This is a genomic window from Psychroflexus salarius (genome assembly GCF_900129035.1).
GTDB classification, from domain to species: domain Bacteria; phylum Bacteroidota; class Bacteroidia; order Flavobacteriales; family Flavobacteriaceae; genus Psychroflexus; species Psychroflexus salarius.
Genome location: NZ_FQTW01000004.1, coordinates 191,917 through 204,507 on the forward strand (window position 1 = coordinate 191,917; position 12,591 = coordinate 204,507).

The 12,591-nt window shown below is 33.9% G+C and carries 15 protein-coding genes; 2 read left to right on the plus strand and 13 right to left on the minus strand.

Features of this window, described 5'->3' with window-relative positions; genetic code table 11:
* Positions 1–16: 16 nt before the first annotated feature.
* Together dprA and BUB82_RS06905 are read left to right on the plus strand one after the other, a co-directional pair.
* A complete protein-coding gene (dprA, locus tag BUB82_RS06900; protein WP_073192875.1) occupies positions 17–1,123 on the plus strand; it encodes a DNA-processing protein DprA in 1,107 nt (368 codons plus the stop codon).
* A 1-nt stretch (position 1,124) separates the two neighbouring features.
* Positions 1,125–1,565 (plus strand): hypothetical protein, encoded by a 441-nt coding sequence (locus tag BUB82_RS06905; protein ID WP_073192876.1) that lies wholly within the window; start codon positions 1,125–1,127, stop codon positions 1,563–1,565.
* A gap of 43 nt (positions 1,566–1,608) precedes the next feature.
* Here BUB82_RS06905 and BUB82_RS06910 read toward each other — a convergent pair whose 3' ends face one another.
* From BUB82_RS06910 to accC, 13 genes are all read right to left on the minus strand, one after another.
* Positions 1,609–2,508 (minus strand): DUF3078 domain-containing protein, encoded by a 900-nt coding sequence (locus BUB82_RS06910; RefSeq protein ID WP_073192877.1) that lies wholly within the window; start codon positions 2,506–2,508, stop codon positions 1,609–1,611.
* A 37-nt stretch (positions 2,509–2,545) separates the two neighbouring features.
* Positions 2,546–3,064, minus strand: a complete 519-nt coding sequence (locus BUB82_RS06915; RefSeq protein ID WP_073192878.1) for a DUF2480 family protein — start codon at positions 3,062–3,064, stop codon at positions 2,546–2,548.
* Between the two features lie 3 nt (positions 3,065–3,067).
* Entirely contained in the window at positions 3,068–3,394 is a 327-nt protein-coding gene (locus BUB82_RS06920) for a DUF59 domain-containing protein (protein WP_073192879.1), read from the minus strand.
* Positions 3,395–3,398: 4 nt separating this feature from the next.
* On the minus strand, positions 3,399–3,827 hold the full coding sequence (locus BUB82_RS06925) for a SufE family protein (RefSeq protein WP_073192880.1): 429 nt from the start codon (positions 3,825–3,827) through the stop codon (positions 3,399–3,401).
* A 4-nt stretch (positions 3,828–3,831) separates the two neighbouring features.
* Entirely contained in the window at positions 3,832–4,239 is a 408-nt protein-coding gene (locus BUB82_RS06930; protein WP_073192881.1) for an META domain-containing protein, read from the minus strand.
* A complete protein-coding gene (locus BUB82_RS06935; protein WP_073192882.1) occupies positions 4,236–5,474 on the minus strand; it encodes an aminotransferase class V-fold PLP-dependent enzyme in 1,239 nt (412 codons plus the stop codon). The genes BUB82_RS06930 and BUB82_RS06935 overlap by 4 nt, the downstream gene beginning before the upstream one ends.
* Before the next feature lie 50 nt (positions 5,475–5,524).
* A complete protein-coding gene (gene sufD / locus BUB82_RS06940) occupies positions 5,525–6,838 on the minus strand; it encodes a Fe-S cluster assembly protein SufD (protein ID WP_073192883.1) in 1,314 nt (437 codons plus the stop codon).
* Positions 6,839–6,854: 16 nt separating this feature from the next.
* Positions 6,855–7,613, minus strand: coding sequence for a Fe-S cluster assembly ATPase SufC (sufC, locus tag BUB82_RS06945; protein WP_073192931.1), 759 nt, complete (start codon positions 7,611–7,613; stop codon positions 6,855–6,857).
* Between the two features lies 1 nt (position 7,614).
* Positions 7,615–8,016 (minus strand): hypothetical protein, encoded by a 402-nt coding sequence (locus BUB82_RS06950; RefSeq protein WP_073192884.1) that lies wholly within the window; start codon positions 8,014–8,016, stop codon positions 7,615–7,617.
* A gap of 13 nt (positions 8,017–8,029) precedes the next feature.
* Complete coding sequence (gene sufB / locus BUB82_RS06955) at positions 8,030–9,475, minus strand: Fe-S cluster assembly protein SufB (protein WP_073192885.1); 1,446 nt, start codon at positions 9,473–9,475, stop codon at positions 8,030–8,032.
* A gap of 11 nt (positions 9,476–9,486) precedes the next feature.
* On the minus strand, positions 9,487–9,816 hold the full coding sequence (locus tag BUB82_RS06960) for a HesB/IscA family protein (protein WP_073192886.1): 330 nt from the start codon (positions 9,814–9,816) through the stop codon (positions 9,487–9,489).
* A 106-nt stretch (positions 9,817–9,922) separates the two neighbouring features.
* Positions 9,923–10,975, minus strand: a complete 1,053-nt coding sequence (thiL, locus tag BUB82_RS06965) for a thiamine-phosphate kinase (protein ID WP_073192887.1) — start codon at positions 10,973–10,975, stop codon at positions 9,923–9,925.
* A 214-nt stretch (positions 10,976–11,189) separates the two neighbouring features.
* The gene (gene accC / locus BUB82_RS06970; protein ID WP_073192888.1) at positions 11,190–12,569 is read right to left on the minus strand and encodes an acetyl-CoA carboxylase biotin carboxylase subunit; all 1,380 of its coding nucleotides are present in this window, start codon (positions 12,567–12,569) and stop codon (positions 11,190–11,192) included.
* Between the last annotated feature and the right edge of the window lie 22 nt (positions 12,570–12,591).

The window sequence follows — 12,591 nt, forward strand, 5'->3', positions numbered from 1 at the left end:
AGCACCATTAAACTTTATGAACAGCGAAGAATTGCAATATCTCATCGCCCTAAAGCAAATCCCAAACGTAGGCGATGCTACAGCCAAAAAATTAATACAACATTTTGGCTCAGCAAAAGCAGTTTTTTCAGCCAACAACACCGACTTACTCGCTGTAAATGGTTTTGGTCAACATAAATTAAAGCAGTTTAGAGACCCAAGCTATTTGAAACTTGCCGAAGAAGAAGCCCGTTTTATTGAAGAAGAACAAATACAAGTGACTTACTTCAAAGACAAAAGCTATCCACAAAACCTAAAGCACTGCATTGATGGTCCAATTGTTCTTTTTCAAAAAGGTAATATTGATCTTCAAAAACAACATATTATTAGTATTGTTGGTACACGACAAATCACGAGCAACGGCATAAATTTTTGCGAACAACTTATAGAAACCTTAGCACCACTTAACCCCATAATTATTTCAGGATTTGCTTATGGTGCAGATATTTGTGCTCATAAAAAAGCCTTAGATCTTAATTTACAAACTGTTGCTGTTTTAGCACATGGTCTTAACACACTTTACCCTAAAGCACATAAAAAATACGAAACCAATATTTTAAAAAATGGCGGGTTTATGACCGATTTTTGCAGTTATCAAAATTTTGACCGTAATAATTTTTTAGGTCGTAATCGCATCATAGCAGGCATAAGTGAAGCAACTATCGTTATAGAGAGTGCAGAAAAAGGCGGCTCTTTAGTCACAGCCGATATTGCCAATTCATATAATCGAGAAGTTTTTGCAGTTCCAGGTAGACCTACAGATAAATTTAGTAAAGGCTGTAACAACTTGATCAAAAAACAACAAGCGCATGTTTTAACCGAACCTGCAGATGTTATTTACATGCTCAATTGGGATTTAGAAGAACAAAAACAAGTTCAACAAACTGAGTTATTTGTAGAGCTTACAGCAGAAGAAGAAACCTGTATTCAAGCCCTAAAAAAACAGTCTAAAGCCGAACTTGACGAAATTTGTAGATTAACTCAGTTACCAAGCTATAAAATTGCACCTATTTTACTAAATTTGGAACTGAAAGGTCTTGTAAGGCCTTTACCAGGAAAATTATATGAAATCATAAATTACTAATATGAAAATTTTATCAAAACTAGGCTTATTTAGCCTTGCCATTGTTGCTTTAAGTTGTGCTAAAGAAACACCACAAGAAGTAAAAAAGTTTAAAACTTTAATGGGTGAAACAATTGAAATTCATGATGAGGTTATGCCAAAAATGAGTAGCTTGAATCAAAACATTCAAAAGCTAGATACTCTAAAAAGTATAGACTCACTGAAGCAGCAACAAGCAATTAAAGACTTAAAATCAGCTCACGACCAAATGATGTCTTGGATGAAGGATTTTAGCAACACTTTTACAAGAGCTGAAATAAATCAAGGCTTACAAACTGAAAATTTAGACAGTATTAAACTCAAATTAAATGAGTTGAAAAACTTAAATTCAGAAGCTACCAAAATGAAAAAAGCTATTTTAAATAGTCTTGAAGAGGCTCAAATGCTTGTTCAAAATAAATAATGGCCACTAAAAAAACTAAAAAGCGACTTTAAAGTCGCTTTTTTTATAGCCTAAAATTAACGCCTACACCTAAAACCTCTCTGATCTGGAAGCCATTAACAGCGTTATCATCATAAATAGCTTGGAAAGTAAAGTTTGTTGAAATATACTTATTGATACTCATAACGATATTCATCGTATAATCAATATCAATATTTTGAGGGTCTTCAATATAATTAGAGTATAAGTTTAAGATATTTTCCATAGTAATATCTTCCATCAAGGTAAATTTACCATAAGCATTTACAGACGCACCAAATTCTGTTCTAATCCAATCATTTTGATCGATACCAAAAAAATCGCCATCTTGGTAGCCAGGTGTCGTTGTAAATTTCTTGTTAGCCGTGATAATTCTACCTGTAACTGGAGAAAAATTAACTTTCAAATTTTCGCTTTCTTTCCAAAGAAAACCTAAACCTAGCTGCGTATAAGCTGGTGATAAAAATTCAGTTTGTGTTGTTCTGAGTTCTTCTCCTGTGTTTGGATCTTCACTAAAACTGTAACCTTTGTCAAATTGAGTTCTAAAATTTAACAAAGCTGAAGCATACCATTTACTCTCGTTAATTTGTCTGCCAACAACCGAGTTAATTTCTAAACGGTCACTGGTTTTACGATAAAAATCTTGATCCTTAGTTTTATTAATACCAAAATCCCCTAAAAATTTGGTATCCCAGGTATAATTGCCTTTTTTATAATTCAAATTATAGTTGACAATAATATTAGCCGAATAATTTGAAGTTCCACCACCTTGCCATTCGGCATTAAATGCAGACTGATTTATAAGTAGCGAAAAGTTACCACCACTTGTCCAAGTTGAATCTTTTGGTGTTTGTGTTTGAGCACTAACTGAAAAGCTTATTAAACTAAGAACAGTTAGAGATAAGAAAATGAAGTTTTGTTTCATGGTTTAAAAATTTTAAAAACGCAAATGTATTAAATTTTTAAACTTTATTTCGTGACTGTTTATATAAAGGCACTGCTGAACAAGCTTCACCAAACATTATACTTTTAACCTCAGGTTGAAGTTTTTGCTGTAAAAGCAAATAAGCATTCTGAGGCACTGGTTTATTACTGCATCCTTTTATGATGATTGGTTTATTTTTGAATTCTGAAGCATCAAAACTTTGCAAAACTTCTGCGTATAGTATGCTTTCAAGTGTTTCAAGATTTCCGTAAATTATTTTTTTAGCAAATTGACTTAAGTGTGATGAAATAAGCATATAAGCCCAGGCTGGTACAATAGCGTCAGTAGAGCAGTGAAGGGCAACATAAGCATCTTTATAAACAGACCAATCATGAGACTTCAATTCGGCTCTAAATTCCTTTTCTCGAAGTATAAATCCTTCAACAAGCCAATTTTTAAGATCAATTTCAAAACGTGTGCCTTCTTGATAAAAATCTTCAAGATTAATCGTGACTAATTTGCTATTTGCAACGCGATTAATAATTTCTTCAGCCATAATTTAAAGCATTCCTAATTCTAACTTTGCCTCTTCACTCATTAAGTCTTGTGACCAAGGCGGATCAAAAGTAAGTTCAATTTCTGAATCTTTAACTTGGTCAAGTGATTTTACTTTTTCGTTAACTTCTTGAGGTAATGATTCGGCAACTGGACAGTTGGGAGAAGTTAAAGTCATTAGTATTTTTACCTCATAATCTTCATTTACAAAGACATCGTAAATTAAACCGAGCTCGTAAATATCAACCGGTATTTCTGGGTCATAAATTGTTTTTAATACACGAACAATTTCTTCGCCTAATTTTTCAGTATCTATTGTTTGTTCAGACATAGTTTTAAGAGTTTTGAGATGAGTTTAAAGCAATGGCATACATTTTAATTTGTTTAATCATACTCACCAAGCCGTTAGCTCTAGTTGGTGATAAGTGCTCTTTTAAGCCAATTTCATCTATAAATTTAGTATCGGCTTGCATGATATCTTCAGGTGTTTGGCCAGAGAAAACACGAATTAGTATAGCGATAATACCTTTGGTAATCACGGCATCGCTGTCGGCTGTGAACTCTAAGTTTTTATCATTTTTTTCAGCATGAACCCAAACTCGACTTTGACAACCTTTTATAATGTTGTCTTCCGTCTTATATTTTTCGTCAATTAGTGGTAAAGATTTACCAAGTTCAATCATGTATTCGTAACGTTGCATCCAATCGTCGAACATGCTAAATTCATCTATAATTTCGGCTTGTGTATCTTGAATAGAGCTCATACTTTTAATTTATTTTTACCGCTTTCACTTCAACTTGACCTTTGCTGTTAAGCAGTTCTAAACTTGTTTTCGATTGTTTGAATGCCTTGACATTAGATGTAGCTTCAAAAAAACTGTCTTCAATAGCTTGTGTATCTTTACAGTACATTTTTGAAGAAACACCAAAACCTAAGTCTAGTTGCTTTTTAGACTCTTTGTAATTAAACCTGTAGTTATTACAACCTGAATAACCTGTTATTAAGTTTTTCTCGGCGTTAACTTTTAATGTAAGTTCATGCTGGCTAACATCATTATTATTTATACTGATAATATTATATTCTCCAGAAGACAAATCAGTCGTTTTAATTTGTTGTGCTTTACATGCAAATAACATGATAGTGATTAATAAAGTTAGAGATTTTAAATACTTCATAACAACATGCTTTTAGCTTTTTTTACACCTTCAACAAAACGGTCAATTTCCGTTTTGGTATTATAAAATGAAAATGAGGCGCGAACTGTGCCAGGTATTTTATAAAAGTTCATGATTGGTTGTGCGCAATGGTGACCTGTACGAACTGCAATACCCATTTTATCAAGTAAAGTTCCCATATCATAAGGGTGAATACCTTCTATATTAAATGAAATTACTGCAGTTTTTTGTTCTGGTTTTGCTCCAAAAATACGAACACCTTCGATAGTGTTAAGTTGCGCTGTAGCGTAATCTAAAAGTTCATGTTCATAAGCTGCAATAACATCAAAGCCAATCGTATTCATATAATCAAGCGCTTCGCCAAAAGCGATTCCTCCAGCAATGTTTGGGGTTCCAGCTTCAAATTTGTGTGGTAAACCCGCATAAGTGGTTTTTTCGAAAGTGACTTCAGCAATCATTTCTCCGCCACCTTGGTATGGCGGTAATTCTTCTAAAAGCGCCTCTTTACCGTATAGCATTCCCACGCCGGTTGGACCACAGATTTTATGTGCGGAAACTGTATAGTAGTCAACATCTAAATCTTGCACATCAGCTTTTAAATGCGGTGCTGCTTGAGCGCCGTCAACTAATATCTTAGCACCAACTTCGTGTGTTTTTGCTATGATGTGTTTTATAGGGTTAATACTTCCTAATGCATTTGAAACATGGTTAACAAAAACTAACTTGGTTTTATTTGTCAGCATGGCTTCAAATTGATCTATTTCAAGCATGCCGTTTTCATTCATAGGTATTACCTTCAGTTTAGCACCTGTCTTTTCACAAAGCATTTGCCAAGGCACAATGTTAGAGTGATGCTCCATTGCTGAAACTAAAATTTCATCTTCTTCAGTTATAAATTTTGCATAACCATTTGCAACAAGGTTAATGCTATGGGTTGTGCCTGAAGTTAATATAATTTCGTGCGCATGTTTAGCGTTAAAATGTTGCTGAACTTTTTGACGCGCTTTCTCATAAGCATCGGTAGCAATTTGGGACAAACTATGTACACCTCGATGAATATTTGCATTGTAATTACTGTAATAATCTACGATACAATCTATAACCTGTTGTGGTGTTTGTGAAGTTGCCGCATTATCAAAATAAACGAGCGGTTGACCGTTAACTTTACGATTGAGTATCGGAAAATCAGCTCGAATTGCTTCAACATTAAATAACTGCTTAGAAGTCGTTTGCATGTGTTTTTTTTTTCTAAAATTCGCTCCCAAACAATTGTGATGTGCTAAAATTATAGGTCAAATCCTAATTCAACACCTATTTTTAGAGCAATTTGTTTGGTAATTCTTTTTTTAATTTCTGGTATTTTCACACTGTCAAGCACATTGTTTGCAAAGGCAAACATGAGTAATGCACGCGCTTCTTTGTAAGGAATACCACGAGTTTGAAGATAATATAAAGCTTCATTATCAAGCTGACCTATGGTACAACCATGACTACATTTTACATCATCTGCAAAAATTTCAAGTTGTGGTTTTGAATTACAAGTTGAAGTGTCATCAATTAAAATATTGTTATTGCTTTGGTAGGCATCTGTCTTTTGTGCTATTTTATCTACATAAACTTTGCCGTTAAAAACACCAACCGATTTATCGGAGAAAATTCCTTTATAATCTTGATGACTTTCACAGTTAGGTTGCTGATGATGAACTAATGTATTATGATCTACATGCTGTTTATCTTCTAAAATGGTGACGCCTTTTAAGATAGAGTTGATATTTTCACCATTTTGGTAAAAATTTAAATTATTACGCGTCAGCTTTCCGCCTAATGAAAACGTATGCACCGAAGCAACACTATCACGATCTTGCTTAACGTATGTACTATCAATTAATGAAGCAGAAGTTTTATCATTCTGAATTTTGTAATAATCTACATTTGCATTTTTACCTACAAAAACTTCAGTTACTGAATTGGTTAATACAGCATTATCGGTTAAACTTTGGTGACGCTCAATGATTTGAAGTTGCGAACCATCTTCAGCAATAATTAAATTACGTGGCTGAACCATTAAAGCCGTTTCACTTCCTGTAGAGAAGTTAATAATCTGTACAGGCTTTTCAGCAGCTACATTTTTTGGTACACGAATATAGGCGCCTTCACGAGTGAATGCTGTGTTTAATGAAACCAAACTATCCTCTGGCGTTGCTTTATTAAAATAGGTATCAATTATAGATTTATACTTTGCTTTATTTAATGCCGATGACATTAAACAGGCATCAAATTTATCATGTGTTGTGCTTGATAAATGACTAGAATAAATACCATCTACAAATACAATGGTATAAGTATCGATATCATGAATAAAATATTTCTTGACATCTTTATAATCTAAGGCAAATTCTTTTTTAGGGAAAATGCTATAATCTTCTTTTAAAATTGAGTTTAAAGAAGTGTATTTCCAAGCTTCATCTTTTTTTGTAGGAAATCCTGTATTTTCGAAATATTTAATAGCAGAATCACGTTGCGTATGAATATCGTTTTCTAAGTCGATGTTTTCTTCAAACGCTAAAAAAGATGATATAAGTTTATCTTTTAATGACATAATTGTGTTTAATTTATTAAACCTTAGCTGTAGATTCTTCTTTTAACCAATCGTAACCGCGTTCTTCAAGCTCTTTAGCGAGCTCTTTATCACCGGTTTTTACAATTTTACCATCTAGTAATACATGAACAACATCTGGAACAATATAGTCAAGTAAACGTTGGTAATGTGTAATGACTAAAGTGGCATTTTCATTAGTTCTAAGTCTATTAACGCCTTCAGAAACAATACGAAGCGCATCAATATCAAGACCTGAATCAGTTTCGTCAAGAATAGCTAATTTTGGTTCGAGCATAGCCATTTGAAAAATCTCGTTACGTTTTTTCTCACCACCTGAAAAACCATCATTTAACGAACGTGATAAAAATTTACGATCCATCTCTAACAAAGCTGATTTTTCTCTAATTTTTTTCAACATTTCGTTAGCTGGCATATCTTCTTGTCCGCGAGACTTTCTAACTTGATTAATCGAGGTTTTAATAAAGTTTGTAACACTTACACCTGGAATTTCAACAGGGTATTGAAATGACAAGAAAATTCCTTTATGAGCACGCTCATCTGGAGACAACTCAGAAATATTTGACTTTTCAAATAAAATATCTCCGTCAGTGACTTCAAAATCTTCATTACCAGCGATTACCGAAGCCAATGTACTTTTACCAGAACCATTTGGTCCCATAATGGCGTGAACTTCACCTGGATTAATTTCAAGATTAATTCCTTTTAATATCTCTTCGCCTTCAACGCTGGCGTGTAAATTTTTTATCTTTAACATATTACTGCGTTTGTAGTTGTATTTGGTTTGATTTTGGTGCATTGACTTCAACAATATCTTTAATTTCAAGCCATTGCTGCCATGTATCTTTTGAATTTTTTTCAATAATTTCTCCAGTTAAAATGACTGGAAACATATCATATTGGTCTGTTTTAAGTGCGTTGGTCTTTTTAATTAACTCTTGTGCTTTGTCATCTAGAACAACGCCATAAATAAAATCACTTCCTTTCAAGACTGCTGAACTGTCAACATAGATGAATTCACCTTTAATTAAATCTTCAGCTTTATATATTTTAGTTTTTGCTGAAGTTGAAGTATTTTCGGTCTTGCCTTTAGTTTTAGTTGAAGATTGACAAGCAACTAAAGTTAAGGTGATGATTAAAAAACTTAAAACAGATTTCATAGGTTACTTATATTTATCCAACTGAACCTTCAAGTGAAATTTCAAGTAATTTTTGAGCTTCCACAGCAAATTCCATTGGTAACTTATTTAATACTTCTTTGCTAAAACCGTTTACAATTAGAGCAATCGCTTTTTCAGTATCAATACCACGTTGATTACAATAAAATATTTGGTCTTCGCCAATTTTACTTGTTGTAGCTTCGTGCTCTATTTGAGCTGTTTTATTTTTAGCTTCTATATATGGAAAGGTATGAGCTCCGCACTTATTCCCCATCAGCAAAGAATCACATTGCGAAAAGTTACGAGCATTTTCGGCACGTTTATTCACTTGTACAAGTCCGCGATATGAGTTTTGAGATTGCCCTGCAGATATCCCTTTTGAAATAATGGTACTTTTAGTGTTTTTGCCAAGATGCACCATTTTAGTTCCTGTATCAGCTTGTTGGAAGTTATTAGTAACGGCGATGGAGTAAAACTCTCCAACTGAATTATCACCTTTTAAAACGCAACTCGGATACTTCCAAGTTACTGCCGAACCAGTTTCTACTTGCGTCCAACTTATCTTAGCATTTTTCTCGCAAAGACCTCTTTTGGTAACAAAGTTAAAGACGCCACCTTTACCTTCTTTATTTCCTGGAAACCAATTTTGAACTGTACTGTATTTTATTTCAGCATTATCTAAAGCCACTAATTCTACCACAGCAGCATGTAATTGATTTTCATCACGCATTGGCGCTGTACAACCTTCAAGGTAGCTCACATAACTTGATTCTTCAGCAATAACTAAAGTACGCTCAAACTGACCAGTTCCTGCTTGGTTAATTCTAAAATACGTTGAAAGTTCCATCGGACATCTAACGCCTTTTGGAATATAACAAAATGAACCATCGCTAAATACAGCAGAATTTAAGGCTGCAAAAAAATTATCTTTAGGTGGAACAACACTACCTATATATTTTTTAACAAGCTCCGGATGTTCTGAAATCGCTTCAGAAATGGAGCAAAAAATAATACCCTTTTCAGCTAAATTCTTTTTGAAAGTGGTGGCAACTGAAACTGAATCCATCACCACATCAACAGCCACACCTGCTAATTTTTTTTGCTCATCTAAAGAAATTCCAAGTTTGTTGAATGTATCTAACAATTCTGGATCAACTTCATCTAAACTTTCGTATTTAGGCTTTTTATTAGGTGCCGAATAATAAGAAATATTTTGATAATCTGGCTTCTCATAACCGACATTGGCCCAATTAGGCTCCGCCATTGTTTTCCAGTGTCTGTAAGCTTCTAAACGCCATTCAGTCATCCAATCTGGTTCATTTTTACGTTTAGAGATAGCTATAACAATATCTTCATTTAAACCTGGCGGCAAAGTATCAGACTCGATATCTGTATAAAAGCCGTATTCGTATTCTTTATCTTTTAACTCTTGTTCTAACTCATGTTCTGTATACGCCATAATTTAACTTTTTAAAGTGAAAAACTTTCACCACAACCGCATGTACGTTGTGCATTAGGATTATTAAATACAAATCCTTTACCGTTTAAACCACCAGAATATTCTAAAGTGGTTCCCACAAGGTATAAAAAGCTACTTTTGTTCACGGCGATTTTTACGCCGTTATCTTCAAATATTTTATCGGTATCTTGATTATTTTGGTCAAAATTAAGATCGTAAGATAAACCTGAACATCCGCCACTTTTCACACCAACTCTCACAAAATGATCATCTGTATTATAGCCTTCTTCAGCCATAAGCGAGATGAGTTTTTGTTTTGCTGATTCACTTACTTTAATCATTTGTTTTTAGATTAATTCTAATTAATTTACAAATATACATTTTGAAGAATTAATTACAACATGCATTAACAATATTATTACTTATGTAAAAGCCTAAAACTTTTCATTATTCTTCATCTTCAATAGCACTCCAACCTCTTGCTTTCATTGGGATTTTAGTGTTCATCTGAGAGATTAAATGAATACCATCAGAGGCATCACACATGTGGCCGATTACACTTAAATGAGGATTTGCTTTGATCTTATCAAAGTCGTTTTGGTCTATTGTAAATAAAAGCTCATAATCTTCGCCACCATTTAAAACAACGGTTGTACTATCTAATTTAAATTCTTCGCAAGTAGAAATAACTTTTGGGTCTAACGGCAACTTATCTTCAAATAAATTAGCACCAACTTTAGAGTTTTTGCACAAATGCATCATTTCTGACGAAAGCCCATCACTAATATCAATCATTGCTGTTGGCTTAACATCTAAAGCTGCTAACAATTCTACAATATCTTTACGTGCTTCTGGTTTTAACTGTCGTTGTACTAGATAAGTGTACTCGCTTAAATCTGGCTGAGCATTTGGGTTAACTTTAAAGACTTCTTTTTCACGTTCTAAAATTTTTAAACCTAAAAAAGCACCACCTAAATCTCCTGAGACCACTAATAAATCATTTGGTTTTGCACCATTTCTATAAGTTATATTTTCTTTTGAAGCTTCACCAATAGCTGTAATACTAATTTGCATTCCTTTTACAGATGAAGTTGTATCACCGCCAACAACATCAACATTATAAACTTCACAAGCTGCAGAAATGCCAGCATATAATTCTTCTAAAGCTTCAACTGTAAATCGATTTGAGCATGCAATTGAAACTGTGATTTGTTTTGCTTGCGCATTCATTGCGTATACATCAGATAAATTGACCATCACAGCTTTATAGCCCAAATGTTTTAACGGCATATAAGCCAAATCAAAATGGACGCCTTCAACTAATAAATCGGTGGTAACAACTATTTCATTTTCATGTTTTAAAACAGCAGCGTCATCACCAATACTTTTTAAAGTACTTGTTGTATGCTTGATTTTAAAGTGTTGCGTTAGGTGATCTATTAAACCAAACTCACCAAGTTCAGACAATTTTGTTTTGCTATTATTAGTATTCTCGAACATGAATTAATTTTTTACAAAGGTAGCAAACTTAAATTTGGAATTTAAATTGATTAAACCTCTTGTAGAGGAAAAAAGCTTCAGCTTTTTTGCATAGCTGAAATCTTACACCTTGATTTAAGTTTTAGTTGAAGTGAACAGTTTGTAAAGGATTCCAGAAGCAAAAAAACCGCTTCAAAATAGAAACGGTTTTTAGAATATGTAAATCGTAAATTATTTATTCATCGTCATCATCATCATCTTCTTCTTGATTAACGGGTTGTTTCAACTCGAAATCTTCCATAAATTTTGTGGTGTAATTTCCTGAAACATAATCTTCATTTTTCATTAATTGCTTATGAAACGGAATTGTAGTTTTAACACCTTCAACAACAAATTCACTTAAGGCACGGCGCATTTTACTAATAGCTTCTTCTCGTGATTGCGCAGTAACAATAAGTTTAGCAATCATAGAATCATAATTAGGAGGAATTACATAACCGCTATAAACATGTGTATCAACGCGAACACCATGCCCGCCTGGAATGTGTAAAGTTGTTATTTTCCCAGGAGATGGCCTAAAGTTATTAAATGGATCTTCAGCATTGATTCGGCACTCGATTGAATGTAATTTTGGGTAATAATTTTTACCTGAAATTGGTATACCAGCTGCAACTAAGATTTGTTCTTTAATTAAGTCATGATCTACAACTTCATCTGTAATCGGGTGCTCAACTTGAATTCTTGTATTCATTTCCATAAAATAGAAATTACGGTGTTTATCTACAAGAAATTCAATAGTTCCAGCGCCTTCATACTTGATGTATTCTGCAGCTTTAACAGCGGCTTCACCCATTTTTTCACGAAGTTCATCGGTCATAAATGGCGATGGTGTTTCTTCGGTTAATTTTTGATGACGGCGTTGAACTGAGCAATCACGCTCTGATAAATGGCAAGCCTTACCGGTTTGGTCACCAACAATTTGAATTTCGATATGGCGTGGCTCTTCAATCAGCTTTTCCATATACATATCGTCATTACCAAAGCCAATTTTAGCTTCTTGACGTGCAGATTCCCAAGCATGCTCTAAATCTTCTTCTTTCCAAACAGCACGCATACCTTTACCACCGCCACCAGCAGTGGCTTTAAGCATTACAGGATAACCTACTTTTTTTGCTGTCTTTTTACACTCTTGAAAATCTTTAATAATTCCATCTGAGCCTGGAACACAAGGAACACCTGCAGCTTTCATAGTTTCTTTTGCTGTGGCTTTGTCTCCCATTTTACTAATCATATCAGCTGAGGCACCGATAAACTTGATATCGTGTTCAGCACAAATTTTTGAAAAATTAGCATTTTCAGATAAAAAACCGTAGCCTGGATGTATGGCATCAGCATTAGTAATTTCAGCAGCAGAAATTATACTTGGTATTTTTAAATACGAATCGCTTGAAGCTGCTGGACCTATACAAACCGCTTCGTCTGCGAAACGAACGTGAAGGCTTTCTTTGTCTGCAGTAGAATATACTGCCACTGTTTTGATGCCCATTTCTTTACATGTTCTAATGACACGTAAGGCTATTTCGCCACGATTGGCGATAAGAATTTTCTTAAACATAGGCGTTGTTTTGTTTATGGGG